At 33.6% G+C, this 25575-nt stretch carries 34 protein-coding genes and 1 pseudogene; 25 read left to right on the top strand and 10 right to left on the bottom strand.

What is annotated here, in order from left to right; all coding sequences use genetic code 11:
- Nucleotides 1–25 precede the first annotated feature (25 nt).
- The 5 genes from rocR (at nucleotide 26) to ABH959_RS04010 (ending at nucleotide 4533) form a co-directional block, all read left to right on the top strand.
- Nucleotides 26–1411: an arginine utilization transcriptional regulator RocR gene (gene rocR, locus ABH959_RS03990; RefSeq protein ID WP_142675689.1), complete on the top strand. Its 1386-nt coding sequence runs from the start codon at nucleotides 26–28 to the stop codon at nucleotides 1409–1411.
- Between the two features lie 210 nt (nucleotides 1412–1621).
- Entirely contained in the window at nucleotides 1622–3040 is a 1419-nt protein-coding gene (kamA, locus tag ABH959_RS03995) for a lysine 2,3-aminomutase (RefSeq protein WP_002012651.1), read from the top strand.
- Entirely contained in the window at nucleotides 3037–3309 is a 273-nt protein-coding gene (locus ABH959_RS04000) for a YokU family protein (protein ID WP_002085797.1), read from the top strand. The genes kamA and ABH959_RS04000 overlap by 4 nt, the downstream gene beginning before the upstream one ends.
- A gap of 72 nt (nucleotides 3310–3381) precedes the next feature.
- Nucleotides 3382–3597 carry a YozE family protein gene (locus ABH959_RS04005; RefSeq protein ID WP_002085796.1) on the top strand — a complete coding sequence of 72 codons (216 nt, stop codon included), beginning with the start codon at nucleotides 3382–3384 and terminating at the stop codon, nucleotides 3595–3597.
- 273 nt (nucleotides 3598–3870) lie between these two features.
- Nucleotides 3871–4533 carry a hypothetical protein gene (locus ABH959_RS04010; RefSeq protein ID WP_002012647.1) on the top strand — a complete coding sequence of 221 codons (663 nt, stop codon included), beginning with the start codon at nucleotides 3871–3873 and terminating at the stop codon, nucleotides 4531–4533.
- A gap of 4 nt (nucleotides 4534–4537) precedes the next feature.
- Here ABH959_RS04010 and ABH959_RS04015 read toward each other — a convergent pair whose 3' ends face one another.
- Nucleotides 4538–4705: a DUF3930 family protein gene (locus ABH959_RS04015; RefSeq protein WP_000456534.1), complete on the bottom strand. Its 168-nt coding sequence runs from the start codon at nucleotides 4703–4705 to the stop codon at nucleotides 4538–4540.
- 149 nt (nucleotides 4706–4854) lie between these two features.
- Here ABH959_RS04015 and ABH959_RS04020 point away from each other — a divergent pair, with 149 nt between their 5' ends.
- From ABH959_RS04020 to ABH959_RS04040, 5 genes are all read left to right on the top strand, one after another.
- Nucleotides 4855–5034 (top strand): YozD family protein, encoded by a 180-nt coding sequence (locus tag ABH959_RS04020; protein WP_002012644.1) that lies wholly within the window; start codon nucleotides 4855–4857, stop codon nucleotides 5032–5034.
- A gap of 110 nt (nucleotides 5035–5144) precedes the next feature.
- Nucleotides 5145–5327 (top strand): hypothetical protein, encoded by a 183-nt coding sequence (locus tag ABH959_RS04025; protein ID WP_002141661.1) that lies wholly within the window; start codon nucleotides 5145–5147, stop codon nucleotides 5325–5327.
- A complete protein-coding gene (locus tag ABH959_RS04030) occupies nucleotides 5327–6148 on the top strand; it encodes a serine/threonine protein kinase (RefSeq protein WP_113937806.1) in 822 nt (273 codons plus the stop codon). Before ABH959_RS04025 ends, ABH959_RS04030 begins: the two co-directional genes overlap by 1 nt.
- Nucleotides 6130–6885: a sporulation protein gene (locus ABH959_RS04035; RefSeq protein ID WP_113937807.1), complete on the top strand. Its 756-nt coding sequence runs from the start codon at nucleotides 6130–6132 to the stop codon at nucleotides 6883–6885. Before ABH959_RS04030 ends, ABH959_RS04035 begins: the two co-directional genes overlap by 19 nt.
- A 77-nt stretch (nucleotides 6886–6962) precedes the next feature.
- Nucleotides 6963–7598: a phosphatase PAP2 family protein gene (locus tag ABH959_RS04040; protein ID WP_002127255.1), complete on the top strand. Its 636-nt coding sequence runs from the start codon at nucleotides 6963–6965 to the stop codon at nucleotides 7596–7598.
- On the opposite strand, the gene ABH959_RS04045 is transcribed toward ABH959_RS04040, so the two are convergent.
- From ABH959_RS04045 to ABH959_RS04055, 3 genes are all read right to left on the bottom strand, one after another.
- A complete protein-coding gene (locus ABH959_RS04045) occupies nucleotides 7588–8469 on the bottom strand; it encodes a cation diffusion facilitator family transporter (RefSeq protein WP_002085782.1) in 882 nt (293 codons plus the stop codon). The two genes, ABH959_RS04040 and ABH959_RS04045, sit on opposite strands and share 11 nt — an antisense overlap.
- Before the next feature lie 576 nt (nucleotides 8470–9045).
- Nucleotides 9046–9360 carry a thioredoxin family protein gene (locus ABH959_RS04050; protein WP_002012639.1) on the bottom strand — a complete coding sequence of 105 codons (315 nt, stop codon included), beginning with the start codon at nucleotides 9358–9360 and terminating at the stop codon, nucleotides 9046–9048.
- Between the two features lie 72 nt (nucleotides 9361–9432).
- Nucleotides 9433–9789: a site-specific integrase gene (locus ABH959_RS04055; RefSeq protein WP_113937808.1), complete on the bottom strand. Its 357-nt coding sequence runs from the start codon at nucleotides 9787–9789 to the stop codon at nucleotides 9433–9435.
- Nucleotides 9790–9988: 199 nt separating this feature from the next.
- Between ABH959_RS04055 and ABH959_RS04060 the strand changes: the two genes are divergently transcribed.
- Nucleotides 9989–10144: a hypothetical protein gene (locus tag ABH959_RS04060; protein ID WP_181777945.1), complete on the top strand. Its 156-nt coding sequence runs from the start codon at nucleotides 9989–9991 to the stop codon at nucleotides 10142–10144.
- Between the two features lie 6 nt (nucleotides 10145–10150).
- Here ABH959_RS04060 and ABH959_RS04065 read toward each other — a convergent pair whose 3' ends face one another.
- The gene (locus tag ABH959_RS04065; protein WP_404492302.1) at nucleotides 10151–10759 is read right to left on the bottom strand and encodes a hypothetical protein; all 609 of its coding nucleotides are present in this window, start codon (nucleotides 10757–10759) and stop codon (nucleotides 10151–10153) included.
- Nucleotides 10760–10835: 76 nt separating this feature from the next.
- On the opposite strand from ABH959_RS04065, the gene ABH959_RS04070 reads away from it, so the two are divergent.
- From ABH959_RS04070 to ABH959_RS04080, 3 genes and pseudogenes are all read left to right on the top strand, one after another.
- A complete protein-coding gene (locus ABH959_RS04070) occupies nucleotides 10836–10976 on the top strand; it encodes a hypothetical protein (RefSeq protein ID WP_181777946.1) in 141 nt (46 codons plus the stop codon).
- A pseudogene (locus tag ABH959_RS04075) lies at nucleotides 10973–11107 on the top strand (YqaJ viral recombinase family protein); the annotation flags it as partial. The gene ABH959_RS04070 and the pseudogene ABH959_RS04075, both read left to right, overlap by 4 nt.
- Nucleotides 11108–11240: 133 nt before the next feature.
- A complete protein-coding gene (locus ABH959_RS04080; protein WP_002127261.1) occupies nucleotides 11241–11492 on the top strand; it encodes a DUF3947 family protein in 252 nt (83 codons plus the stop codon).
- A gap of 439 nt (nucleotides 11493–11931) precedes the next feature.
- On the opposite strand, the gene ABH959_RS04085 is transcribed toward ABH959_RS04080, so the two are convergent.
- The gene (locus ABH959_RS04085) at nucleotides 11932–12144 is read right to left on the bottom strand and encodes a hypothetical protein (RefSeq protein ID WP_404492303.1); all 213 of its coding nucleotides are present in this window, start codon (nucleotides 12142–12144) and stop codon (nucleotides 11932–11934) included.
- Between the two features lie 220 nt (nucleotides 12145–12364).
- On the opposite strand from ABH959_RS04085, the gene ABH959_RS04090 reads away from it, so the two are divergent.
- Nucleotides 12365–12868 carry a MepB family protein gene (locus ABH959_RS04090; protein WP_113937810.1) on the top strand — a complete coding sequence of 168 codons (504 nt, stop codon included), beginning with the start codon at nucleotides 12365–12367 and terminating at the stop codon, nucleotides 12866–12868.
- A gap of 361 nt (nucleotides 12869–13229) precedes the next feature.
- Here the strand turns inward: ABH959_RS04090 and ABH959_RS04095 are convergent, their stop codons facing one another.
- Nucleotides 13230–13424 carry a hypothetical protein gene (locus ABH959_RS04095; RefSeq protein ID WP_113937811.1) on the bottom strand — a complete coding sequence of 65 codons (195 nt, stop codon included), beginning with the start codon at nucleotides 13422–13424 and terminating at the stop codon, nucleotides 13230–13232.
- Nucleotides 13425–13715: 291 nt separating this feature from the next.
- Here ABH959_RS04095 and ABH959_RS04100 point away from each other — a divergent pair, with 291 nt between their 5' ends.
- From ABH959_RS04100 to ABH959_RS04120, 5 genes are all read left to right on the top strand, one after another.
- Nucleotides 13716–14324, top strand: a complete 609-nt coding sequence (locus tag ABH959_RS04100) for a hypothetical protein (protein ID WP_113937812.1) — start codon at nucleotides 13716–13718, stop codon at nucleotides 14322–14324.
- Between the two features lie 369 nt (nucleotides 14325–14693).
- The gene (locus ABH959_RS04105; protein WP_404492304.1) at nucleotides 14694–15689 is read left to right on the top strand and encodes a glycoside hydrolase family 25 protein; all 996 of its coding nucleotides are present in this window, start codon (nucleotides 14694–14696) and stop codon (nucleotides 15687–15689) included.
- Between the two features lie 144 nt (nucleotides 15690–15833).
- Nucleotides 15834–16685 (top strand): peptidylprolyl isomerase PrsA, encoded by an 852-nt coding sequence (locus ABH959_RS04110; RefSeq protein ID WP_002031835.1) that lies wholly within the window; start codon nucleotides 15834–15836, stop codon nucleotides 16683–16685.
- Between the two features lie 621 nt (nucleotides 16686–17306).
- Complete coding sequence (locus tag ABH959_RS04115) at nucleotides 17307–17528, top strand: hypothetical protein (protein WP_113937813.1); 222 nt, start codon at nucleotides 17307–17309, stop codon at nucleotides 17526–17528.
- Nucleotides 17529–18143: 615 nt separating this feature from the next.
- Nucleotides 18144–18479, top strand: a complete 336-nt coding sequence (locus ABH959_RS04120; protein WP_113937814.1) for a YolD-like family protein — start codon at nucleotides 18144–18146, stop codon at nucleotides 18477–18479.
- 285 nt (nucleotides 18480–18764) lie between these two features.
- Here ABH959_RS04120 and gerPF read toward each other — a convergent pair whose 3' ends face one another.
- Nucleotides 18765–18980, bottom strand: a complete 216-nt coding sequence (gerPF, locus tag ABH959_RS04125) for a spore germination protein GerPF (protein WP_001141569.1) — start codon at nucleotides 18978–18980, stop codon at nucleotides 18765–18767.
- 212 nt (nucleotides 18981–19192) lie between these two features.
- On the opposite strand from gerPF, the gene ABH959_RS04130 reads away from it, so the two are divergent.
- The 4 genes from ABH959_RS04130 (at nucleotide 19193) to ABH959_RS04145 (ending at nucleotide 21898) form a co-directional block, all read left to right on the top strand.
- Nucleotides 19193–19531 (top strand): hypothetical protein, encoded by a 339-nt coding sequence (locus ABH959_RS04130; protein ID WP_113937815.1) that lies wholly within the window; start codon nucleotides 19193–19195, stop codon nucleotides 19529–19531.
- A 325-nt stretch (nucleotides 19532–19856) separates the two neighbouring features.
- On the top strand, nucleotides 19857–20567 hold the full coding sequence (locus ABH959_RS04135) for an SDR family oxidoreductase (protein WP_113937816.1): 711 nt from the start codon (nucleotides 19857–19859) through the stop codon (nucleotides 20565–20567).
- 158 nt (nucleotides 20568–20725) lie between these two features.
- Nucleotides 20726–21385 (top strand): DUF6944 family repetitive protein, encoded by a 660-nt coding sequence (locus ABH959_RS04140; protein WP_113937817.1) that lies wholly within the window; start codon nucleotides 20726–20728, stop codon nucleotides 21383–21385.
- Nucleotides 21386–21685: 300 nt separating this feature from the next.
- Nucleotides 21686–21898, top strand: coding sequence for a YqaE/Pmp3 family membrane protein (locus ABH959_RS04145; RefSeq protein ID WP_002085763.1), 213 nt, complete (start codon nucleotides 21686–21688; stop codon nucleotides 21896–21898).
- Nucleotides 21899–21965: 67 nt separating this feature from the next.
- On the opposite strand, the gene ABH959_RS04150 is transcribed toward ABH959_RS04145, so the two are convergent.
- Nucleotides 21966–22175 (bottom strand): KTSC domain-containing protein, encoded by a 210-nt coding sequence (locus ABH959_RS04150; RefSeq protein ID WP_002035375.1) that lies wholly within the window; start codon nucleotides 22173–22175, stop codon nucleotides 21966–21968.
- A 466-nt stretch (nucleotides 22176–22641) separates the two neighbouring features.
- Here ABH959_RS04150 and ABH959_RS04155 point away from each other — a divergent pair, with 466 nt between their 5' ends.
- Nucleotides 22642–25149: a transglycosylase domain-containing protein gene (locus ABH959_RS04155; RefSeq protein WP_113937818.1), complete on the top strand. Its 2508-nt coding sequence runs from the start codon at nucleotides 22642–22644 to the stop codon at nucleotides 25147–25149.
- Between the two features lie 80 nt (nucleotides 25150–25229).
- Here ABH959_RS04155 and ABH959_RS04160 read toward each other — a convergent pair whose 3' ends face one another.
- Nucleotides 25230–25508 carry a hypothetical protein gene (locus ABH959_RS04160; protein WP_002136183.1) on the bottom strand — a complete coding sequence of 93 codons (279 nt, stop codon included), beginning with the start codon at nucleotides 25506–25508 and terminating at the stop codon, nucleotides 25230–25232.
- Nucleotides 25509–25575 lie beyond the last annotated feature (67 nt).

Here is a 25575-nt window from a genome sequence, read left to right on the forward strand (position 1 = left end):
TGCTGGATTTTCGGCAAAAGGGGGGATGACATTGCTAGCAGTTTCGACACAGGAAGTCATTGAAGCGATTTTGGGCAGTATAGATGAGGCCATACATGCAGTAGATGAAAATGGGATGACAATCTTTTATAATACAGTTGCTGCAAAACATGATGGATCTAAAATTGAAAATGTGCTAGGAAAGCATTTATTAGAAGCATTCCCGTCATTATCCAGAGAAACAAGTACGTTGATGAAAGTATTAGATACAAAAAAACCAATCGTACACCAAGTTCAACATTACCAAAATTTAAATGGGGAAGACGTTTGTACGGTCAATACAACGTTACCTATTTTAATAGATGGAAATATTGCTGGTGCTGTAGAAATTGCGAAAGATTATTCTACTATTCAAAAGCTTACTGATACGATTGTAGATCTACAATCGAAAATAAAACGATCGACTAGCAAAAAAACGGTGAAAAAGCATGTTGCATTCGAGACAATTGTAACTGATGATTCCCGCTTTAAACAGACGAAAGAGTTAGCACAAAAAGTAGCGCCAACCGATGCGAATGTTTTAATATATGGTGAAACTGGAACGGGGAAAGAGCTATTTGTGCAAGCGATTCATGAAGCTTCTAAACGAAAAAATAAGCCGTTTATTGCACAAAACTGTGCAGCTTTGCCAGAGTCGCTATTAGAAAGTTTGCTGTTTGGCACGACAAAAGGTAGTTATACAGGGGCAATCGAACGAGCAGGATTATTTGAACTTGTAGATGGAGGGACATTATTTTTAGATGAACTGAATTCAATGCCGCTTGATTTACAAGCAAAAATGCTACGTGTATTAGAAGATGGAGTTATTCGTCGCATTGGTGATAATAAGACGAGAAAAGTAGATGTCCGCGTTATTACTGCAATGAATCAGCCTCCAGAAGTATGTTTAAGAGAAAATAAAATTCGCACTGATTTATACTATCGATTAAATGTGTTTTCATTATATATCCCGCCGCTTCGCGAAAGAACTGAGGATGTACTCTTATTAGCGTCTTACTTTTTGAAAGAATATAATAAAAGTTATAAAAAAGGTGTACTTCAAATTGATAAGGAAGCGAAAGAAAGATTACAAGCTTATCAATGGCCTGGAAATGTTCGTGAGTTAAAGCATACGATTGAACATGCTGTCATTATTACAGAAGGGAATTCGTTAACAGCAAATTGCTTGCCACGAACATTTAGGAAAGAGAAAATTCAGGAGAAGAAAAGTATATTACCACTTAGGGAAGCTCTACATCAAACGGAAAAAGAATTAATAGATCAAGCGTTAATTGAAACGGAAGGTAATATTTTGCAAGCAGCAAAAATGTTAGGTATTCCGCGTCAAACGCTTCAATATAAACTGAGCAAGTACGACAAAACCGCCGAATAATCGGCGGTTTTTGTGTGTTTGCACCAATAAAAGAGCGTTTACATATATAACAAGTAATGAATATGATAGTAAATATCGTTTTAGTACAGCACTTAAAAATATTTATTCTCTTATATAATAGGGTATTTCTAGCATTTACTTATCAAGAATATGAAGTTGGCATAATTATTGCTTATATAAAGGATGAGCGTATAAAAAGGGGGAATAGCAATGTTACATGATGTATACAAACCAAATCGTCACTGGAAGGATATTGAATTATGGAAAGATGTTACAGAAGAACAATGGAATGATTGGGTTTGGCAATTAACGAATACGATCAAAACTTTAGATGATTTAAAGAAAGTAATTAACTTAACACCTGACGAAGAAGAAGGCGTTAAAATTTCAACGAAAACGATCCCGTTAAACATTACACCGTACTATGCTTGGCTAATGAATCCTGATGACCCACGCTGTCCGATTCGGATGCAATCAGTACCGATTTCGGAAGAGTTATATAAAACAAAATATGATTTAGAAGATCCTCTCCATGAAGATGAAGATTCACCAGTTCCAGGATTAACTCATCGTTATCCAGACCGTGTACTATTTTTAGTAACGAATCAATGTTCTATGTATTGTCGTTACTGTACACGTCGTCGTTTTAGTGGACAAATTGGAATGGGCGTACCGAAAAAGCAATTAGATGATGCGATTGCTTATATTAGTGAAACACCACAAGTACGTGACGTTTTAATTTCTGGCGGTGATGGACTTCTAATTAATGATAAAATTTTAGAATATGTATTAAAGAATTTACGAGCAATCCCGCATGTCGAGATTATTCGTATCGGAACGAGAGCACCAGTTGTATTCCCACAGCGTATTACAGAAAACCTGTGTAACATAATTAAAAAATACCATCCAGTATGGTTAAATACGCATTTTAACACTTCTATTGAGATTACAGAAGAATCGAAACTAGCATGTGAAATGCTTGCAAATGCAGGTGTTCCAATTGGAAACCAAGCTGTAATTTTAGCTGGAATTAATGACAGCGTTCCAATTATGAAAAAACTTATGCATGATTTAGTGAAAATTCGTGTTCGTCCATATTACATTTATCAATGTGATTTATCAGAAGGTATCGGTCATTTCCGTGCACCAGTTTCGAAAGGTCTTGAAATTATTGAAGGCTTACGTGGACATACGTCTGGTTATGCAGTACCAACTTTCGTTGTCGATGCACCGGGTGGAGGCGGAAAAATTGCGCTTCAGCCAAACTATTTAATTTCACAAAGTGCGGATAAAGTTGTTCTTCGTAACTTTGAAGGGGTTATTACAACGTATCCAGAACCAGAAAACTATATCCCAGGAAGAGCAGAAGGCTACTTTAAAGAAATTTATCCGACTTATGAAGAGAAACGTTCTGATATCGGCGTTGCAGGATTGATGAGTGATAAGAAATTTAATCTTGTTCCAGATGATTTACAACGTATGAATCGCCGCAAAGATTATGAAGTCAATGAAACGCATGCTTCTTTAAAAGATAAACGTGATAAGCGTGATCAATTAAAAGATAAAAAATATCAAGCACAAATAGCAAAGTTAGATGATGACAAAAAAAATGAGGGTGACGTAGTATGAATTGTATGTGGTGTGACAGTACAGAAGCGAAAGAAAGCTTGAATACTGTATATTGGGAATTACCAGATGGTACGAAAGCCATTGAAATCCAAGAGACACCATGTATTACTTGTTCCTCATGTGGAATGGACTATCAAGCGGACCATACTGTAAAAGAAATTGAAGATCAGTTGTTTTTAATTTATACGAAAGATTTGCCAAAACAACTAACATACGAAGAGTTAATGGGAAGACCACGTTTATTAAAAAGGAATTATTTCGACTTCTAACCAGCTTTTATGCTGGTTTTTTTCTTTTTTGCCTTGTATAATGTACCCAAGTTAGAAAGGTAGGGAATATTTTTGAAAAAGACATTTTACCATTATATGATGAAGCACCGTGCAGCTTTATTTAAAAATGAAATATCAGATTTAGCAGAGGCGATGTATGATGATTTAAGTTTTCCGAAGCAATCTGAAGACTATGATGTAATTAGTTCATACTTAGAGTTAAGTGGAATGCTAGAAAGTATGTCTATATTTGATGATGCATGGGATTTATATATACAAGAGAGATAACGATATGAAGTTTTAGGAAAATGAAAGCATAATGAATACATTACTTTGAAAGAAGTGAAGTATTCATTATGCTTTTTTATTTACAATACGTCTTGCTGTTAGAACATAAATGAAAAGTGAAAGCTAGTTTAAATACTAGCTTTTTTAAGTTATATACAAATTCTACTTTTTTATTGAAAAAATTTATGAATATAAGCTTCTGTGATAAGCGTTTTTATGTAGATTGCATATACTGTTATCAAAATCACGACGTTTAAAAAAGGAGAGATATTGATGGCAAGGAAAAAACAACCTAAATATAACGTAGGGGACATAGTCGTGATTACGCTATATGGAACCGTTGGGAAAGTTACAAATATGAAAGTTTTAGATGGAGTTTACGTATACGAAGTAAATAATCACGATGGGTTTTACGTTGAACAAACTTTGCAGCATGTAACAGAGCAGGAAATGAAAAAGGGCGACACAGAGTGGATTGAATTAAATTATAACTTTACTTTTGGTGATCTCGTGCAAGTAACTGGATATGATAAAGATGTTTTTCGTATTGTTGGTTTTCGTACAGAAGTATGGAGATATAAAAATGATGCATGGGAAGATACTATATATGAATTGTCACGAATTACTGATGGTGAATGGTTAGAAGCTGATGAATCAGATTTAACATTACTTGCCAATGCACAAACGGCAAATGCAATTTTGAAGAAAATGAAACAAGATAAAGCTGGTATGAATAAATTGGATTTAGGAAAATTGAAGTCGATTAACAATTCGAAAAAAGTAAGTGTAAAGACGAATCGCCAAGAAATTATTGATGGGTTATTAGATATTTATAATGATTATCATTTATTATTCGATACATTTAAAGATGAAGAATATAAAATTGTTATGGATGTTGTTCAAAATTATTTAGTTAAATTGACAGAGAAAAAATAGTTAACTAGAAAGAGAGAATAAATTGAACAACAACATATGCAGTATAAGGTATGCCTACAATTATTAAAAAAATAAAAAGCCATTTAATAAGAGAGTCTGCCCATTGATCTTCATGCATGAACTCTTCTTTTGTTTGCCCTACTTCTTGATCTACTTCATATTGGTATTCCATTATTATTTCCCCCTTTGGATAGCTTGTACTAACATCGTATGCCCTTTACCTACATGATATGACTTATAAAAAAAGAAAAACTATTTTTCTAATCTCATATACATAATTTTGAGATTTTTTCATAAAACAGAAATAAAGGAGTGATGCTCATGAAGGAAATTGAAGTCGTAATTGACACGGAAGAGATTGCGGAGTTTTTTTATGAGCGACTAATTGAAAGAGGGTACGTTCCAAAAAGAGAAGAAATTGAGGACCTGGCAGATATTACGTTTGAGTATTTATTAGAGAAATGCATGATTGATGAAGTTTTTGATGAAGAGGAAGATTGAAAGTAACGGCGGGCTTAACTCGTCGTTTTTTACTCTTTACAAACTTGTCACAAATATAGACAAGAATTGTTGGTATAATTAAAAGAAAATTTTATACAAGAGGTGAAGGGATGTTCAAAAAAATTATTGATTCTTTATTAGGAAAGAAAAAACATCGTTCGTATTCAAGTAGTGATTATCGTCATAGAGGGCGCTCATATTCAAGTAGCGATAATAAACGACGTTCATCTGGTTATGGGCATCAGCATTATAAAAGAAAACGTAAAAGCCGTAGTTTCTTTTCAAGTAGCTGATGAAATGGCGTCGTATACTAGCTTTATTTGATAGACCACTGCGAAAAAATACAATCGTTGCAGAGCGTTATAAGATTGAATCAGTAATTGGAATGGGCAGTTATGGGGTTACATATATCGTTAATGATTTGCAAATAAATAAATATAAAGTCTTAAAACAATTAAGGCAAAGTAAACAAAGATATGAGTCTGGTAGAAAATCATTTGAGCAAGAGAAAGTGATTTTACAAACATTAAATCATGCGTCAATTCCTAACCTACATGATTATTTCATATGGGAGAAAAAGAACTTTTTGGTGATGGAGTATATGCCGGGGGAAAATTTCGAAGATTGTATTTTCTTAGATGGCCAAGTATATGATGAACGTGAAGTTTTTGGAATTTTATATGAAGTACTAGGAATTGTTTCGTATTTTCATAGTAAAGGTATCATTCACCGAGATTTACGTATTCCAAACATATTAATGAAAGAAAATCAGATTAGTATTATTGATTTTGGATTGGCTAAATTGAAAGGTGAGGGTGATGAGCGTGCTATAACTTATGAAGGTGAACAAGCTTTGATGCGAGAAGTTCACTTTCGTAGCGATTTTTATGCGCTCGGTCATTTCGTATTATTTTTATTGTATGCTAGTTATGAATCGACTGAAAAAAAGGAAAAACCGTGGTATGAAGAGTTAACGCTGGAAGAATATAATCGCGACATGCTAATGCGAATGTTACAAATGAAAGCGCCTTACTATGAAAATGTACAAGATTTGAAAAAAGATGTAGCTTACGCTTTAGAAAGGATGGAGACTTCATGTTTCAAAAGTTTTTAGCAAGCGTTGGTATTGGTAGTGCAAAAGTAGATACTGTTCTTGAAAAAGATGAGTATATAGTTGGAGAAGAGATAGTAGGGAAGGTTCATATAACTGGAGGTTCAATTAGCCAAGAAATTGAAAGCATTTACTTAACGTTGTCGACGTCATATGTAAGAGAAGTGGATGATAAAAAAGTAACGGCAACGTATGATTTGGAGCGAGTTCGTTTAACAGATCCATTTTCTGTAGAGCCAAATGAAAAAGTGGAAATTCCATTTTCGTTTTTAATGCCAATTGAAGTACCACTAACACTTGGAATGAAAACGGTTTGGGTTCATACAGGCCTTGATATTAAACGTAGTATTGATCCAAGTGACCGTGATTATATTCAAGTGTTGCCGAATGCGCTATTGAACAGTGTATTAAATAGTGTAAATCAATTAGGTTTTAAAGCGCGTCATGTAGAATGCGAAGAATTACCGTATCGATTACGTAAGCAAGTTCCATTCGCGCAAGAATTTGAGTTTATTCCAGTTTCCGGAGAGTATTATGGGAAATTAGATGAATTAGAATTATTAATTTTGCCAAGTGCCCACGACCGATTAGAAATTATTATGGAAGTAGATAGAAAATCACGTGGATTGGCTGGTTTATTCGCAGAAGCGCTTGATCTTGATGAGAAGGTTATTCGCTTTACAGTAACAAACGAAGATATTCCAACGATGCAGCAAAAAATTAACAATAATATTTTTTAATAAACTATGCATAAAAAAGAAATGGAGAGGAAAACTAAAACAACCGCTCCATTTTTTTGCATAGTGAGGTTATGTATGTGAAACGATACCGACATTTATACTTGTTAAGTTGTACACTACTCATTTGTTTTGTCGCACTATCACTTTCGTATCATACCGCTTGTATTGAAAAATTTGATAATGTAGTCGCACACTTTATTCAAAGTTTCCGAAACGAGTATTTGACAACCTATTTTACTTGGGTGTCCTTTATCGGTTCAAAAAGAATATATTTCCCGTTACTCATTATACTTGTAATGTATTTTCTTCTTAGAAAAAAAATATTAAGTGCATTACTTCTAACAATTAATTATTACGGATCACGTTATTTGAACAGTATGCTCAAACTATGGTATGAACGAGCACGACCTGATGTGACGCAGCTTGTTACAGCAACTGGATATAGCTTTCCGAGCGGTCATACGATGAATGCTACTGCTTTTTTAGGATTTATTGCATACGTCACAATTACAGAAGATCGTATTTCATTGCATAAAAAGTTGCTGATTATTTTTATAGCAAGCTTCGTTGTATTATCTATTTCAGTTAGCCGAATTTATCTTGGCGTGCACTATCCATCTGACATATTAGCCGGATGGGCAGCGGGCGGTAGCTGGCTCGTTTTATGTATTATATTTCATAAGGCGTTCATTAAAAAAGAACCTATGTCATAATAGGTTCTTTTTGCATGGGCTCCACATGAATATGAGCATGGTAAATTCCGAATTTTTTTCGAAGCATATCTTCAATATTGTCAGTAATACAATGGCTTTCGCTAACATCCATTCGAGCATCTACTTCAATTGTAATATCCACATACGTTTGGTTCCCATACATACGAGCACGAATATCTACAATATGTTCTACACCTGAAATATGCCCGATAGCATCAGCGTATTCATCCATTTTTTCAGGATCAATTCCATCCGTTAGCATATGAGAAGCTTCTACGAAAATTTCCCACGCAGTCTTACAAATAATAAGACCGACAAGTAAAGCAGCAATAGGGTCCAAAATAGGCATTTGGAACTGTGCTCCGACTATACCTACTACTGTACCAATACTTACAAGAGCATCTGATAAATTATCTTTTGCAGCAGCCTCTAATGATTTACTTTTTGTTCGCATTGCAATCTTTTTCGTATACTTGTATACACCGTACATAACGACAGCAGAAAATAAAGCCACCCATGCAGCAAGTACATTAGGTGCTGCTTGTTTCGGATTGAAAAACGATTGAATTGCACTAATAACAACTTCTAATCCGACCGTTGCCATAATAAAGGAAGCAACAAGTGATGCGATTTGTTCTGCACGCGAATGCCCATATGGATGATCTGGGTCACGAGGCTTACGAGAAATTTTCAGGCCAATTAATATTGCTAAAGAAGCACCAATATCCGTTAAGTTATTCAAACCGTCAGCACGTAATGCGCTAGAGAGGGTAATATAACTGATGATGATTTTCATAGAGGATAAAAATATGTAGGCTATAATGCTGACAATAGCACCTTTATCAGCTTCTTTATGAGAAAGAGAATCCATTTTAATCACTCGCCTTTCTACAAGGAATTTCTTTCTATACATAGAGTATCAAACGAAACTCGTGTGGGTCTATACAAACATTGTTGACGTTTTATAGCTTTTTAAGAAGGGGATAACAAAGTTTCGTTAAGGAAAAATATGTTGAAAAGTACAAAGTAGAAATTTATCCCGCTATTTGAGGGCAGTAAGACCCCCACCTCAAAATTCAGTTGGAGCAAAGAAGTTAGGTGGGAGTGGGGCTGCCCGTAAACGCCCGATTGGTGAAGGCTAATAATCAGTGGGGGATGAACAAAACCCCCACTGATTAAAGTTTCACTTTATTAAACAAGTAATGATGATTATGGCAAATGGAAAGAGGGCGAGAATAACGATTCTCAAAAATTTTTTCATATATATTTTTCGCAAAATGACTCTTTGTAATTCCTCGTGTGAGTAATATATAAGAAATGATAACAAAATTCTTCAATAAGAAGAGGAGAAAGCATTATAATATTTACTTTCCAGAAAGAGAACAAAGGTAAAGAACAATTTGAAAACGAAAAAACCTCTGATGATTTTTCAGAGGTTTTTCGTTTCTTAGTATGCTTCTAAAAACTCAGTAACTTGCTCTTCCGTTTTTGCATTTGCACTATGTAAGTGACCTAACTTTTCGCCATTTTGATATACAAGTAGGCTTGGAATACCCATTACTTGATACTCTTCAGCAATACTTGGGAACTCATCTTTATTAATAGAATACCATTCAAATTTATTGAACTCTTCCATTACATCTCCGATAAAGTTGTCCATACGCACGCAATCTGGGCACCATGTAGTAAAGAACTTAACAACTACTGGCTCCTCGCTTGCGATGATGTCTTTGAATTCTTGTTCAGCTTTGATTTCTTTCATGTTTGTTTCTCCTTTTTCACTTATAATATTTGGGGTTATTTAGGCGGTGTTTTTGCCTAGAAACGAAAACTTCTAACAAAAGTTTTTCTTTCCGAATAATTCGTTTGCAAATTGATCCACCGCAGTTTCCTGAAGTCCTGGTACAATATGTGAGTAGGTGTCCAAGGTGATACCTACTTTTTTGTGTCCTAATCGTTCACTCACAATCTTCGGATGTATACCTTGCTTTAACATAATCCTCAGATCATGGAACCGAATATCGGGAACCTCACTTTTCTTTATAAGCTTTTTCCAGAGCTGTGTCAAACTTCTGAAACGGCAGACCAAATCGTAGTCATTATAGCTTTCATCATATCGCTCTTTTTCCTCAGAGATTTTTTGCAGATGGTCATTTAGTGCCATTAAAGTAATGGCAGGTAAAATCAGCAATCTCTTTCCATTGTAGACCTAAGATTTCACCTTTACGTATTCCACATGTAATAGCAAGAAGATAAGCGATATAATAACGGTTTTCTTTTGCATGTTCTAAAAAACGAAGATCTTCTTCATCGGTTAAAAAACCAGGGGGGTAACGCTGATTTAGTGGAGAGAGCTCATTATATCACTCTTTCGGAGGAGGTGAGTTAGGATGCGGAAATGGTTAAAGAAACTATTTTCGCAAAAACGCCCACCCTGCATTGTTTGTGAGGAACAAGAAGGTGAGCTTCAATTAAATAGAACTGATAGGATTTGTGAAAATTGTGCCCAAATTATGCATGGAAAAGGTATTGAAAGAGATGGATAGTACCCTTTACACCTTATTCCATATATAAAAAAGCTGGTTAGCTTCTGATTCAAGCGCTATTAAATGATCATTATTAATAGAGTTATTCGTATACATTCTGTTCTTTTGGATGTTAAGAACCGTATAATTCACATCGTTATGTTCATCTAAAAATGTTGATTCATTTAATAATGTCAGTGTTGAGTTGATGTTGTATTTATCAATTCGCTCTTTTTTTCCTTTGAAATATAGTTTGATAAGATGCGGCTCATCATTAATGAGCAAACCGAGTTCAGGTGATGAGCGGACGATTAAATTATCTGATATCCAATGTGATTTTCCTGGATCGAACCAAGAGACGTCGTTGTTTTTAATAAATTTTTTGTACTGCTTTATGACATCGATATAGTTTTGCTTTTTCTTTTGATCAACCGTTTGCACTAATGTTTCGAAACATTCAAAAGGTAGTTCATTTTGATGAAATTTAATAACAGTGTCTCGTAATTGTTTCCAGTAATCAAAAGCTGGTTGGTATTCAGGTTGAGATTTTAGATTTTTTACAAAGTTTGTTTTAGCTGCACTACTTTTCAGTGTGAAGTCTAAAAATTGTGTAAGTCCTACTTTAATTTCTGCCATGTTACACCCCCTTTCCAAACATTACTAATTCGATAATGGAAAGGGAAATCCTGCATTTTTTAAGGAGGTGAGCTAGATGCTAGAAAACCAGATGTCCATGCACAATGGCTATGGTAAAGCTGATCCACAGGAGCAAGAAGGTATCATGACAATGTCTATCGATGCCGAAAAGTTACAAGATGATGCCATAAGTCGATTCCAAGCGTACGGGATTTAAAGGTACAACGCAGAAATGCAATCCTGCAGCATCCTGAATACCCGTGGATGCTTGCAAATGTAGACCGATTGATTGTCGGTGAAAAGATTGGCCTTGAATGCGAAAAATCGCCGGAATATTTCGGGAAAGAGTGAGGGTCAAAAGAAGGAAGGTGAACAAAAACGCTATTTGAATAAAAGCTAGTGGACTAGTTTTTAACACTCACTGAAATTAAGAATCATAACATACTTTGTAATAACTTATATGGAAGTGAGTTGAATAATAATGTTTTATTCATATTTTGATACCCGAGATAGAATGCGTCCGTATGGTACGGCGGGTATTACGTATAGCGGAGCACAAACTACAATTCAAGCTGTTCAACAAGCGTTACAAGCACAGCAGCAAATGCAACAAATACAGCAAGGCATACAACCGTACTATCCATCTATGGAGTATTATTACCCAATGCATCATATTACACCATACGGAATTTCTGTTTCAACAATTCCATATGGAACTGTATACAATTTATAAAAATATGCGGGGGAATAAATTTAAGTATTTATATAAGAGCGCAAGTACAGAGCGCCCTTATAAGAAATGATTCGTATCTAGGGAACAATTATAAAATTTTAGATATTGGAATGAGAATGTTACAACCTCATGAGTTATATGCAACGCAAGGATTCTTAAGTGGGGGATATTATTTTTCCAAAATGAAAGGTGACGATTAGAATGATGAGAGAGGAATTTGGCAAAAATTATTGCCAAGTGTTTATAAATTTTGGATGCTTTCCTAAAATGGCAAAGAGTAACTCTTACCTTATTCCTTGTCCATAGAATACACAAAACTCTTATGTTTGTACAGGTCAATAATTTACAATAATAATGTTTGTGATTTATGGACTATTTTTTTAAAAAAGGCTCTACCTTATGGTAGGGCCTTTTAGTTAAAGGTGTTATTGGTAATATATTAAAATAAGTTCATAAATACTTGATAAGCAACACCTAGAGTTAATACGATAGCTAACAGTTGTGCTACCCATCTCGGTGCATTTAAATTTAGTAAAAGGGAATGACATATATTAAATGTAATGCCGAGTGTTAAAAGAATTGCGATAAGATATAAAATTAATAGGAATAAAGGTTGCTCTATGGAGCCGAAGGCAATTTTGGATGGATTCATGTAATATTTACCTCGTTTTATATTATTATATTAATATAATAATGAAAAATACAAGGAATTGGAAGAGTAATGTAATAAATACTATAAAAGAAAATTTGAAGTTATGGATGGAGTAGATAAAATAATCTTTGAAAGACTATTCAAAGCCAACATTTGTTTAAGTTTAATATACAAGAACGAATGTTCTTGGTATACTGGAAAATAAAAAAGGTGCGTTTACATGACAAATTTTAGTAATATAATTAAAAAACTAGATGAAATGATTTACAAACCTAATAATCTATTAATTACTAAAAGAAAAGAAGAAAAGCAAAATTCAGAATATGCAGGTGGGGTATTCCATCTAAATAATAGAAGCATCCGATTTAGGGTATCAAAAATTACGCCTAATAAGATGGGACAATTTGTTTCTTTTTGGGAGAAGAATGCCTCCATGAGCAATCAGGCATTTTCTTATGATTCAGCTCCTAACCTTTTAGTTATCACTTGTATAGCGGATAATAAACTAGGACAATTTATTTTTCCAAAAGAGATTCTTCTAAAAGAAAAAATATTAAAAACTCAAAACCAAAAAGGGAAAATGGCTATGAGGGTTTACCCTATTTGGGATAAGCCTGTTAGTAATCAAGCTAAGAAGAGTCAACTGTGGCAACTTCATTATTTTGTCGATTTAAGTGATACTGAAAATGTAGCTACAGATAAATTATTAAACTTATATTCATAGTGCATAATAAGAAAAGAGTTTTTTGGAATATTCAATGTTTTTCATAGATGGATATTTGGAAATGCTAACAGGATAGCCCGTTAAGTAAAGAATAAAAAAGGAGCATACAAATAAAGTATGCTCAAAAAAAGATAGGCTTTATGAGTGGAGAATCTCCATACGATAATATATGCTCATTTCATTAATATGTGTAAAATATCAACAAAATATCAATAGAATATCAATTAATGAGTTATTTTAGTTTTTTAGTGAAGTCATGTTTTTGTGAAATGAAAAAAGAGCCGTTTCTTTTGAAAGATGCGGCTCTTTTTATTACTTCGTTATCGTACTGTTCGAAACGATAAATCATAAAATTATACGATTAATAATTTGATAATGATCGGACTTCAGTTATATATTTCTTAAAGTCTGGATATTGAGATACAGTTTGGCAGGTAGGGGTGAGTAGTTGATTAATTAAAGATACATTTGTAATTACTTCGTTACAAGGACCGTAGAATGTAACTTTTAGCTTTGAATTCGGGGGAACTTTGAATACGATAGGGATTTTTTTCATTAAATAAACTCCTTATTTATAAAAGGTTTATGTGTTAATCTTCTTTTGAATGTGAAGACATTTAAATATAATATGTAAATTTAGTGTAGTTGCTTATTATAGATGCCATATTAGTACATGGCATCTATAATAAGCATATTACTTGAAGCTAGGAAAGGAAAGAAACATAGAATACTTTCCTTAAATTGCTTCATTACTATAAATAATGAATGTAAGAAAATAGTATATATGCCTTATGCAATTTTAAAGTTGTTACATATTATGGTGATAAGAATTGTATAAGGAGGTAGAATGCAAGAAAATGTACAAGTTGAGCTTTTACCACCGTGGATTACGTATTTTAATGAGCTTAAAAATTCTATAGGTGCTGATCCAACTGTAACAGTTGGTCCACTTATTCCAGTTGGTGGGAATTTTATTATTTTAGTACAAGCTATGAGTAATGAAAAAGCGATAGCATTAGCTACGCTTCTTAAACCGTTCGTGGAATTTGGAAATGTAAGTGTAACGGTTGTTGTTAGTAACGAAGAAAGTGTGATTGTAAATCCGCTTCCATGTCCACTAGATGCATTTGAAATTGCACATTTATTTCAAGTAGCGTTAGAAAATAATCCTTATTTTCAACAAGTTGTTGTACAACCACAGCTACCAGGTGGAGCGAATGTTATTTTTCCAGTTTTTGCTGCGAAAGTTATTCAATTTTTTAACGATGATATTTCAAACCTTTGTCAAACGTTTACAGGTGTTGCTGCCAATGTATTTCATGATGTAATGAACGACGTTGTGTGCGATATCCCTATTTTATTCTCTACAAGCTGCGTTACAAGCACTGGTGATGTACGATTTGTTATTGAAGGGAATATACAAAATAAGGATATAACACCAAAACTGTATTATTAAAATGTGAAAAGACATTTTCCTGAATCGAAAATGTCTTTTTCTTGTACATAAAGAAAAAAATAACTAGACAGCTTTTATTATTTAGCTGCCTAGTTACAGGGAGATTGAAAAATATTGGAGGTCAGTTATGAGTATAAGCTAAAATAGCTTACATATAGTATGCACACTATTTATAGTTTTATCCCGATATTTATAGTAAGAAAGTTAAATTTGTCTATTTAATTTAAAGAAAAATATTCTAGATAGGTTATATATTTTGAAAAAATGATGAGATTATATTTATTTATTTTATGGAGAGTTTGTATTAGGCATATGAGTCTAACAATAATACAAGCTTTGAATAAGATAATAAAAAGGAGTTGATTAGTAATGGGTTATATTGTAGATATTTCGAAATGGAATGGAAATATTAATTGGGATATTGCAGCGTCTCAGCTAGATTTAGTTATTGCTAGAGTTCAAGATGGTTCGAATACGGTCGATTTTATGTATCAAGGTTATGTGAAAGAAATGAAGAAACGTAGTATCCCATTTGGGAATTATGCATTTTGCCGTTTTATATCTATTTCAGATGCAAAAAAAGAAGCGCAAGATTTTTGGAATCGTGGCGATAAAAACGCTAAATTTTGGGTGGCAGATGTAGAAGTTCAAACAATGGTAGATATGCAAGGCGGGACTCAAGCATTTATTGATGAATTACGCCGATTAGGAGCAAAAAAAATTGGTTTATATGTAGGACATCACACGTATGTATCATTTGGAGCTCGCAATATTGATGCTGATTTTATTTGGATCCCTCGTTATGGAGGGAATAAGCCAGCATATCCTTGTGATATTTGGCAATATACTGATTCAGGAAATGTTCCTGGTATTGGAAAATGTGATTTGAATCAATTAATTGGGAATAAAAATCTTTCTTGGTTTATAGGTTCAAATCAAACAAATCAATCTAGTATTGGAGACAGTAAGCAACCAAATGGAATTGGTATTGCAGTTTCAAAATATGATGATGGATACGGCATTAATTTATATGAAAATCCTGCGAATCCGCAGTTTATAGGAAGACTTACGAAAAAAATCCCATATTTAATCTATAAAGGTTATTGGGGAGGTGGCGAAAAAGATATGATTTGTTTAGGTGGTGAACAACAGTGGGCTAAGTTAGAACATTTTAATGTACAATGGTTTTATGCATATTCAAAGTACAAACCTGGATATGAAATTAGAACGTACGATGGGCCAAACGGGAATGATACAGGTGCGGTCGATGGGAAGGTCCCTTATCGTATTTGGAATCGTCAAGATGGATATATAGATATAGGTGGGAACAAATGGATCAAAGAAGAACATGTGCAGATTAAATGATGTTAAAAAGTCGGCTTTATGCCGGCTTTTTTATTTAATAAAGCTTGTCTCTGGCATGAAGAGAAATACTTGCAGAAAACACATTGATTTCACAATAGCGCTGTATAGTTCCTAATATACATTTATCAAAGTGAGGTATTTGAATTGAAAAAGAAAAAGCTATTTATGGGAACTATTATTGCATGTGTGGCGCTAACATTGTCTGCGTGTGGTTCCTCAGAAAATGTTGCAACATCAAAAGTAGGAAACGTGACAGAGAAAGAGTTAAGTAAAGAATTAAGGCAAACATATGGAAAAAGTACTTTATCTCAAATGATGTTAAATAAGGCATTGCTAGATAAATATAAAGTTTCAGATGAAGAAGCTAAAAAACAAGTAGAAGCAGCGAAGGAACAAATGGGTGACAAGTTTAAAGTGGCTTTAGAGCAAGTAGGATTAAAGAATGAAGATGAATTAAAAGAAAGAATGAAGCCAGAAATTGCACTTGAAAAAGCGATTAGAGCGACTGTCACAGATAAAGATGTGAAAGATAACCATAAACCTGAAATGAAGGTAAGTCACATTTTAGTGAAAGATGAAAAAACTGCGAAAGAAGTAAAAGAGAAAATAAATAATGGTGAAGATTTTACTGCTTTAGCGAAACAGTATTCGGAAGATACTGGTTCAAAGGAACAGGGCGGAGAAATAGCTGGTTTTGCTCCTGGTCAAACTGTGAAAGAGTTTGAGGAAGCTGCGTATAAATTAGATGCAGGACAAGTAAGTGAGCCAATAAAAACATCTTATGGTTATCATATAATAAAAGTGACGGATAAAAAAGAATTGAAACCATTTGATGAAGTAAAAGATACGATTCGAAAAGATTTAGAACAACAAAGACTGCAAGATGCGACAGGTAAATGGAAACAACAAGTAATCAATGATCTATTGAAAGAAGCAGATATTAAAGTAACAGATAAAGAGTTTAAAGATACATTTAAATTCTTAGATGAGAAATAAGGTTTAGAAGAAAAACAGAGATTTAGCATAATGCTATATTTCTGTTTTTTTATTTTCAATAGAAAAGGGAACTCATATAGAGTTCCCTTTTCGCGTTAGTGTGTGAGTTATAAATAGATAGTAAGACAATACAATATTACATTTAAATATTAAGAATTACAATAGGAAAATTTGGATGTAGATAAAAGGAATAAGCAATTAAATTCGCAAAATGTTGAAATGATAATGTTTTAGTTAATTAATTTTGTTAAATATAAATAAATATATTTTCTTGGAGAGTGAATTGAGGACATAATTTAAAGAATGGTACATATCATATTTATTGGAGTATAAATTAACTTTATAGGAAGTGACATGTTGAACATTTAGTACAAAAGGATGTTCTTAATGATGATAAGAATTATTTATCCCGCTATTTGTGGGCAGTAAGACTCCCACCTCAAAATTCGGCGAATGCGAGGGAATTAGTTGGGACATCAACGCTCGTAAAAGCCCGATTGGTGAAGGCTAATAATCAGTGGGTGATGGACAAAACCCCCACTGATTAAAGTTTCAATTTATTAAAATAGGATGAATATTTTTATATTTACTAGATTATTAAATTAATTTGGGGGAGAATATATGAAAGTTATTTTTAAGAGAGAAGGCGGGGGGGAAATTTTTGAATCATCTAATGAAAATGTAAGCGTTCTATTAGCTGTATTAAAAGAAACAAAAGGGATAAAGATTGGGATGGTTGAGTATGAAGTATTAGAATATAAACTGGAATATTATCGGAATCCGAAAAAAACAGAAACAGAGAGAGAATTACATATTATAATGCAACCCAAGCATATTCAATAAAGAAAGTGAAAAATTAATGAGTGTGAATCTTACTGCCTGCAAATAGCAGGATAAATGGTAGTAATTGTCGATATGTATGAAACTTATGAGGGATGAATTGTTTTACATCATAAGTTTCTAAAGCTTTGTGAGTTCGTTCATAATAAAAGTGTATGCTTTTGTTGAAGGATGGTTAATGAGATATAGCTGAAATTTGTATTCCAGAAAGAACGTTAGTTAGGATAGAAAAGTAAAATTAGAAATATAATTAGTTCAATAAAAGCGACTTCACATTAGGTGGAGTCGCTTTTATTGTTGCTACACGTATTCTATGATGCGATAGGAAGTGCAAAGAAATTTGATTAATAAAAGGGAGTAATAAATGAGTATGAATAAACTTCATATATTAAAGTTGCATTTTGTTTGAAAAATTTACATGTTGCACTTCCGAAAGAACGTTCGTTCGTGTATAATTAGAACGAATGTTCTTTCGGAGTGGAGATTTCTACAAATTCATAAATAGTTTTGAATTGGAAAGCTACGCTACATATAAATAAGAGATGGATAAAGTGTATCTAGAAGTGAAATTTCTATTCTTATGAATGGATAGATGTAGAAAATTGAGGAGTAAAGAAAATGAATTATGTAAAGGTACAGGAAAAAGGAAGAGAGTGGGTTCCGTTTACAGTAATGTCGGAGCAATTATTAAGTATGAAAAAAATTATTGGAGAGAAATTAAAAGTCCAAAGACCGCTAATAACAAATGAAGCGAAAGACAGCATTTCAGACAAATTATTAACTTCATTATTGTCTGAAGAAGAGATGTTAGTGACATATTTTGAAGAAGGATACATACTTACGAGTTATATGACAGTGGTTCATATAAATCCAATTCAACAAATTGTAAAATGTACAGATGCATTTTATAAAACATATATATTTTCTGCAATGGACATAATTGATGTAACCTAAAAGAAGCTGAATTTTGAAGTTTAGCTTCTTTAATTTATCCAGCTATTTGCGGACAATTAGATTTACACCTCAAAATTCGGCTGTGAGTCAGGCTATCTGTAAAAACCTAATTTTTTGAAGAGGTGAAGAACTAAATGAAAAAGCAGCTAGATGCAAGCTAGCTGCTTAGTCCCAGGGAAAGGGAGAAAAAGATTGGCACTCAAAAAATCGACGATAGCTGTGTATCAGCCTGAGTATAGTATAGACAAATTTTAAAATGTTATACAAAAATGATTACAGAGCTGTTTAGGCCGTACCAACTTGGTTTTGATCTGCTAGATCAGAATCAAATGTATTAGTCGCGCTAACCCCACTAAAAGTGTTCACTACGAAACCAACGTTAGATGCGCCAGAGCCGTTATAAGCTTTCGTATTCTCTTTTGGGGAAACATTGTAGAAATCACCTAAGTTGAAAGATCCGTTACTATTTTGTACAACTAAATTCCCAACAACTGAGGGCATAATTTTCACCTACTTTATAAGTAATTGTTTGCATTACTATATGAAGGTACAGTCTAATTGGTTCATTTGACAAATATTCCGGAATAGAAAAATGTTTGAAGCTTTGTTTAATCAATCGAGCAAAAAGTATGTTAAAATTAATGAAGAGCTGAATTTTAAAAAGAACAAATTTGAATAATTAATATATATGGAATTAAAGGAGGCAAAATGTAATGGATAATGTTATAAAAACAGTGGATTTAACAGATGCAGAATCAAGTAAACTTGTTGCTTTTATTTATAGTAATGATGTCACATTGATCGAAAAAGCATTTTGTCCTAATGAAATAAAATTACATTTTAATGAAATAGCAATTTTATCGGCAATTAAAACCGCATATATTACGAAAGTATCTATAAGGAAAGAACTTGAAGCAATTTTTCACGATACAGGCGTTTTATTAGTAAAGCAAAATGTTGAAAGGAATAGTATTCAATCTATAACAATGCATTTTGAGCAATTTAAAAAGTTGCAAAATGAGATTGAGAATTTAAATAAAAGTATGTTATAAGACTAGGTGGAAATTTATTGATAGAGGTGGGCTCTGTTAAGTTGAAAAAGTGGATTGAAAAGTATTTGGATAAATCGAACCGTAAACATAAATATACTTTCATTAAGGTGTAACCTATATTTATCGATGTGAGAAATGTAGGGAATAGAAGATACAATTTAAAAATAATAGCGATACAAACAAAAAGAGTAACTATGATGGTTACTCTTTTTGTTTGTAATATGTAATATTAAAAATACTTCTAAAGTATGAAATGAATTGATACTTAAGTGAGAAGTTGAATAAGAATAAAAAGAGTAATATTAATGGAAAGGAGGAGATGAAGTTGGAGCGAAACGACATTGGGAAACTTGTAATTATTACTGGAGTAACGCAAGGGTTAGGACGTGCAATGGTTGATAGGTTTCATGAATTGGGGTGGAACATAGTAGGGTGTGGACGCTCAAAAAATAAAATTGAAGAGCTTAATAAATATTACGGTGCTTCACATGATTTTCAAATAATTGATGTTTCAAATCATCACCAAGTTAGTAAATGGGCAAGTCGTATTCTTAATAAGTATAGGGCTCCCGATATGTTAATAAATAATGCATCGATTGTTAATCAAAATGCACCTCTATGGAAAGTTACTGCACAAGAATTTGAAAGTGTAATGAGTGTAAATGTGAACGGGGTAGTAAATGTCATTAGGGCGTTCGTCCCGGCGATGATAGCTAGGAAAGAAGGAATTATTATTAACATGAGCTCTAGTTGGGGAAGAGAAGGCGAGGCTGAACTTGCGCCATATTGTGCCTCGAAGTTTGCTGTTGAAGGTATCACGCAGTCAATGGCAATGGAACTACCAAATGGTATGGCAGTAGTTGCTTTAGATCCAGGTGGCAGTATTAGCACTCCAATGCTTGACTTATGTGCACCTCAATATGTAAAAGAATCTCCTACACCTGAAATGTGGTCACATAAAGCAATTCATTATATATTAAATATATCAATAGATAAAAACGGTGAGTCATTGACATGTCCGGCATACATTCATTGAGAAACTCCTTGTCAAAAAGAGCGCCTGAAAGGTGCTCTTTTGTATTATTAGTACATTATGTGATGCACAAAATTACATATGAAAAATAGAATAATGAATTAAAGGTGATATTTGTTTGTTTTGAATGTACTAGAAAATTTAAATATAGGTGATGGGAAATGAACCTACGCGATTTAGAATTGACAGGGGCATGGTTTCAAGTTGGAGGAAATCTTATAGCAGCAATTGGAACAACTAGAGGGTTTGCAGGGGAAGAAAAGATTGAGTCGGATCTCGTTATTGTAGGGAGTTCATTACAAGCTCTCGGATATATATTACAAATTATAGCAACTAATGATGCGAAGGATGAAGATAAATGTGAGAAGCAAGAGGTAACTATAGATAATAAAAATAAAGCGCTAGCGAAAACGGGGATTGAGTTATTAGCTTTAGGTAATATTTCAAATGTAATAGGAACGTATTTTAATCTCAATGAACAAATGAAAGAAAATGATTTCCTTATAATTACTGGAAATAGTTTGCAATCAATTGGCGCTTTTTTAGGAGTAGAAGTAGCATTGAATGAGATAAATGGAATACAGTGGATTATCGTATTAGGGAATTCAATGCAAAGTTTAGGTGCGGGATTACAAGCGTATGAAGGTATTAAAAATATACCAAAAGAAGAAAAGGAAAAAGAAGACAGTAATATAGATAAAGAAGATCAACGTATAATAGGGCTAATAGGTATTTGGATACAGGCAATAGGTACTGTAATTTCAGCAATTGGATTAACCGAAATAGTAGAGGAACAACGATTGGAATCTAAGAAAAGGTGATGAAATACTCATTTCAATGAAGTTTGGAGTATTTCAATTTTAGAAGTAGGACAAGATGGATGTGTTAATTGTTTTTGTAGGCTTTTTCATATAGGCGTAGAATATACATATAAACGAACAGGTGAAAATAACTTGTTAACGTTAGTGAGAGGCTTCTTATTTAGTTATACTATTATATGTGATTTTTGTAATGATGAGTTCTTATATACGCTTTTAGAAATAACATGATTTCATAGGTTTGATAGTGTAGGAGATGGATGGGGAAGAAGCGAAAAATAAACATTAAGGAGTTTTTCAGACATGATGTACTTATTAGCAATTCTACTTCCGCCGGTAGCTGTTTTATTTTGCGGAAAGCCGTTTCAAGCGATTATTAATTTCATTTTAACCTTAATTTTTTGGGTTCCAGGAGCGATACACGCAGTTCTTGTCGTACATGATAAAAAAGCCGACAGGCGACTTAAAAAACAAGTTCAGGCGTATGATGAAATTAATAAAAGAAATAGAAGATAAATTGCGATTGGCATACAAAAAAGAAAGGGGATTTGATTCGCCTTTCTTTTTTGTATGCCAATCAAGTTTAAATTTTAGTATAGCGGTAAGAATTTTTAATATAAGTATTATGATAATAACTTTTAGAGTGTGCGTTTAATAAACCGGTGTAAATGCTTTCTGGCACATTGAAGAAATCATACATACCATTCTTTAGTTGAATACGTAAAATCATAGAAAAAGGATTATAGCCAACAGCAACTAATTTTTTTGAAATAACGGGAGATAGCTCCATCATTACGCAACTCCTTATTTTTCATTTTAGCTGGTTTCTTGTAGAGAAGGGGATTGTCGTGTTGAAATCCTAATAATTAAAGGAGTATTATACTTATATGCAATATATCAAATGTTTGTTATACGTAATTACAAGGAAGTTCACACGAAGTACATATCGTTGTGCTATTTTTATTTCACCTTTGATTTATAAATAAGAAAATATTGACCATTTGAAAAAAAGGTATATTATTTATACGAGGTATTAAAAATCCACTTCTTACATTCTATGCTTTAAGGGGCAGTATTATTAGAAAAAATAGAAGTGAAAATAGTTTGTATAAGAAGTATTCTAAAATGTATAATCTGTGAATTGGGAAAATATTGAATGCTCCAGGTCAATATACTTTCTTGATTAAATGTATTTGGGAAAGTGACCTCAATATTTTCAAGTAAATCAACGGGAGAATTGAAAGGCAGGAGAAAGTAACATGTCAGAAAATTATCGTTCTCGAGAGGAGCGACGACAAGTTCAAAAGAAAAAACAGCCAGCTTCTAAAAAAACAAAACCAAAAGGTAAAACATCGTTTTTTCGTAAATTTTTAATCAGTTGTTTACTACTGGGTATTGTAGGTTTAGTGGCAGGGGTTGCTACCTTTTTCGTAATGATTAAGGATGCACCAAAACTTGAGAAAGCAAAACTTGTTAATCCGTTATCCTCAAAAATTTATGATAAAGACGGGAATTTGGTATATGAATATGGGAAAGAAAAGCGGACGAATGTTACGTATGATCAAATCCCAAAATTAGTAGAAAATGCATTTTTAGCAACAGAAGATTCGCGTTTTTATGAGCATAGCGGAGTAGATTTTAAAGGTACTGCTCGTGCAGTTTTAGTTAGTCTTAAAGGAGATTATGGCTCTCAAGGTGGTAGCACGATAACGCAGCAAGTTATTAAAAACTACTTCTTATCGATGGAAAAAACGTCAAAACGTAAGGTTCAGGAAATATATTTAGCGTATAAGCTAGAACAACAATATTCAAAACATGAAATATTAGAGATGTATTTAAATAAAATTAATTTAGGAAACCGTTCATATGGAATCGCAACAGCAGCACAAAACTACTACGGTAAAGAATTGAAAGATTTAACATTACCAGAAGTTGCGATGCTAGCTGGCTTACCAAAAGCACCGAATAACTATGACCCAACGAAAAAAGAAAATGTTCAAAGGGCAACAGAAAGAAGAAATACTGTACTAAACTTAATGAATAGACATGGTTATATTACAAAGGCAGAAATGGAAGAAGCATCGAAAGTACCAGTGGATAAAAATATTAAGAGTGCAGCTGAACTACAAGCGATGCCATATACTGCATTTATGGATGCAGTAGTGAAAGAAGTAGAAAAGGAAATACCAGATGTTAATATTGGATCTGATGGTTTAGAAATTTATACAACATTGGATCCAAAAGCACAGAAATTAGCTGATAATATTTTGAATACAAATATTATTAATTATCCAAATGATAAATTCCAAGGTGCTTTCACATTTATGGATACGAAAACTGGAGAAGTTCGCGCTATAGGTAGTGGGCGCGGTGAAAATAAAGCAGTATTTAAAGGGCATAATATGGCGATTGAATTAGATCGTGCAGCTGGTTCAACGATGAAACCAATTTTTGATTACGCTCCTGCAATTGAATATTTAAAATGGGCTACTTATCATCAAATTGATGACTCTCCATTTAAGTATTCAACTGGCCAAGAAGTTAGAAATGCAGATAGAAGTCATTTAGGGCCAATCTCAATGCGTGAAGCACTAACAAAGTCACGTAATATCCCAGCTATTAAAACAGCTAAAGAGGTAGGTATTAGTAAATCGAAAGAGTTCTCTGAGAAATTAGGTATTACATTTAATGTAGCACCGACAGAATCAACAGCAATCGGTACAAATGAAGCGTCACCAACTGAAATTGCAGGTGCTTATGCGGCATTTGGGAATGACGGTAAGTATACGAAGCCGCATTTTGTTAAGAAAGTAGTTTATCCAGACGGCAAGTCACAAAGTTTTGGACAAAAACCAAAATCAGTTATGGCGGATTCTACAGCATATATGATTACTGATATGCTTCGTTCTGTAGTTACATCAGGTACTGGTACATCGGCAAATGTGGCCTCTTTAGATGTAGCTGGTAAAACAGGTACAACTAACTATTCTTCAAAACAACTAGCACAATATGGAATTCCAGAAAGTGCAACTCGTGATAGTTGGTTTGCAGGATATACACCGCAATATACGATGGCAGTATGGACTGGATATACGAAAGATGGTAAAGACGAGTATATTAGTAGTAAAAATACGAAAATTGCACAGTTGATCTTTAAAGAAATGATGAGCGAGATGGCTACAGATAAATCACGCTTTAAAATGCCAAGTAGTGTTATTCAAGAAGGTAGTGAATTGCGTATAAAAGGTGAAAAACGTGATTCATCCCCAAATACTAGCGTACCGGATACAACGGAACAACCAAAACAAGATCAACAGCAAAAAACTGAAGAAGAGAAAAATCAAGAGGAATTAAAGAAACAGGAAGAACTTAAGAAACAAGAAGAGCAAAAGAAACAAGATGAACTTAAGAAACAAGAAGAGCTTAAGAAGCAAGAAGAGCAAAAGAAACAAGATGAATTAAATAAGCAAAATGAACAAAATAATGGAAATGGCCAAGGAAATACAACACCACCGAACAATGGTGGAGGCCAAGGAAATACAACACCACCGAACAATGGTGGAGGCCAAGGAAATACAACACCACCGAACAATGGTGGAGGCCAAGGGAATACAACGCCACCGAACAACGGTGGGGATCAAGGAAATACTACCCCACCGACTAACGGTGGAGGAGGCCAAGGGAATACAACTCCAACGCCACCAGCAACAACGCCACCAACTACTGGCGGGAACACAGGAGAAGTCCCTGCCAATAATGGACAATAAGTAATGTATATAAAAGCACCAAAGGTACCGATAAAACGGTTCCTTTGGTGCTTTTTATATTATAAAGGTTAATATTATTTTTAAATGTTAAAAGTACCATAGAAATTTTGAAAGTAAATTGATGGGAAATGATAAAAAATTTGAGTTGGCGGTATTGGATAACTAGGGCCATAAAAAGTAGTACTACTCGGGTGTGTACCATGATGCCAAAATGAAGGGGTGACTTGGTCAGTCGATTGATATTGTTGCCAAGCGGCAGGAAGTTCGATACCAACATCAGAACTAGCTGTATGAACGGCAGGAACATGTATTGAGGGAGCTGCTGGGACAACGGCGGTTATTCTTGGTGATACCCACATGAAAACGATCACTCCTAAGTTTAATAATAAAATAGTATATTCTTCTAGAACATATAAAGGTACATAT

The sequence above is a fragment of the Bacillus sp. RC51 genome (assembly GCF_044908115.1).
In the GTDB taxonomy this organism is placed as follows: Bacteria; Bacillota; Bacilli; order Bacillales; family Bacillaceae_G; genus Bacillus_A; species Bacillus_A mycoides.

Bases quoted from the DNA above. Each gene is read 5' to 3' on its own strand.
- ABH959_RS04150 (WP_002035375.1), bottom strand. From the start codon at position 22,175: ATGATGGAGCTATCTCCCGTTATTTCAAAAAAATTAGTTGCTGTTGGC.
- ABH959_RS04015 (WP_000456534.1), bottom strand. From the start codon at position 4,705: ATGGAATACCAATATGAAGTAGATCAAGAAGTAGGGCAAACAAAAGAA.
- ABH959_RS04085 (WP_404492303.1), bottom strand. From the start codon at position 12,144: ATGAATCCATCCAAAATTGCCTTCGGCTCCATAGAGCAACCTTTATTC.
- rocR (WP_142675689.1), top strand. From the start codon at position 26: ATGACATTGCTAGCAGTTTCGACACAGGAAGTCATTGAAGCGATTTTG.
- ABH959_RS04145 (WP_002085763.1), top strand. From the start codon at position 21,686: ATGATGTACTTATTAGCAATTCTACTTCCGCCGGTAGCTGTTTTATTT.
- ABH959_RS04045 (WP_002085782.1), bottom strand. From the start codon at position 8,469: ATGGATTCTCTTTCTCATAAAGAAGCTGATAAAGGTGCTATTGTCAGC.
- ABH959_RS04115 (WP_113937813.1), top strand. From the start codon at position 17,307: ATGAAAGTTATTTTTAAGAGAGAAGGCGGGGGGGAAATTTTTGAATCA.
- ABH959_RS04100 (WP_113937812.1), top strand. From the start codon at position 13,716: ATGCAAGAAAATGTACAAGTTGAGCTTTTACCACCGTGGATTACGTAT.
- ABH959_RS04020 (WP_002012644.1), top strand. From the start codon at position 4,855: ATGAAGGAAATTGAAGTCGTAATTGACACGGAAGAGATTGCGGAGTTT.
- ABH959_RS04030 (WP_113937806.1), top strand. From the start codon at position 5,327: ATGAAATGGCGTCGTATACTAGCTTTATTTGATAGACCACTGCGAAAA.
- ABH959_RS04140 (WP_113937817.1), top strand. From the start codon at position 20,726: ATGAACCTACGCGATTTAGAATTGACAGGGGCATGGTTTCAAGTTGGA.
- ABH959_RS04095 (WP_113937811.1), bottom strand. From the start codon at position 13,424: ATGAAAAAAATCCCTATCGTATTCAAAGTTCCCCCGAATTCAAAGCTA.
- ABH959_RS04090 (WP_113937810.1), top strand. From the start codon at position 12,365: ATGACAAATTTTAGTAATATAATTAAAAAACTAGATGAAATGATTTAC.
- ABH959_RS04160 (WP_002136183.1), bottom strand. From the start codon at position 25,508: ATGTGGGTATCACCAAGAATAACCGCCGTTGTCCCAGCAGCTCCCTCA.
- ABH959_RS04130 (WP_113937815.1), top strand. From the start codon at position 19,193: ATGGATAATGTTATAAAAACAGTGGATTTAACAGATGCAGAATCAAGT.
- ABH959_RS04065 (WP_404492302.1), bottom strand. From the start codon at position 10,759: ATGGCAGAAATTAAAGTAGGACTTACACAATTTTTAGACTTCACACTG.
- ABH959_RS04050 (WP_002012639.1), bottom strand. From the start codon at position 9,360: ATGAAAGAAATCAAAGCTGAACAAGAATTCAAAGACATCATCGCAAGC.
- ABH959_RS04155 (WP_113937818.1), top strand. From the start codon at position 22,642: ATGTCAGAAAATTATCGTTCTCGAGAGGAGCGACGACAAGTTCAAAAG.
- ABH959_RS04000 (WP_002085797.1), top strand. From the start codon at position 3,037: ATGAATTGTATGTGGTGTGACAGTACAGAAGCGAAAGAAAGCTTGAAT.
- ABH959_RS04025 (WP_002141661.1), top strand. From the start codon at position 5,145: ATGTTCAAAAAAATTATTGATTCTTTATTAGGAAAGAAAAAACATCGT.
- kamA (WP_002012651.1), top strand. From the start codon at position 1,622: ATGTTACATGATGTATACAAACCAAATCGTCACTGGAAGGATATTGAA.
- ABH959_RS04080 (WP_002127261.1), top strand. From the start codon at position 11,241: ATGTTTTATTCATATTTTGATACCCGAGATAGAATGCGTCCGTATGGT.
- ABH959_RS04010 (WP_002012647.1), top strand. From the start codon at position 3,871: ATGGCAAGGAAAAAACAACCTAAATATAACGTAGGGGACATAGTCGTG.
- ABH959_RS04060 (WP_181777945.1), top strand. From the start codon at position 9,989: ATGCGGAAATGGTTAAAGAAACTATTTTCGCAAAAACGCCCACCCTGC.
- ABH959_RS04070 (WP_181777946.1), top strand. From the start codon at position 10,836: ATGCTAGAAAACCAGATGTCCATGCACAATGGCTATGGTAAAGCTGAT.
- gerPF (WP_001141569.1), bottom strand. From the start codon at position 18,980: ATGCCCTCAGTTGTTGGGAATTTAGTTGTACAAAATAGTAACGGATCT.
- ABH959_RS04035 (WP_113937807.1), top strand. From the start codon at position 6,130: ATGTTTCAAAAGTTTTTAGCAAGCGTTGGTATTGGTAGTGCAAAAGTA.
- ABH959_RS04120 (WP_113937814.1), top strand. From the start codon at position 18,144: ATGAATTATGTAAAGGTACAGGAAAAAGGAAGAGAGTGGGTTCCGTTT.
- ABH959_RS04105 (WP_404492304.1), top strand. From the start codon at position 14,694: ATGGGTTATATTGTAGATATTTCGAAATGGAATGGAAATATTAATTGG.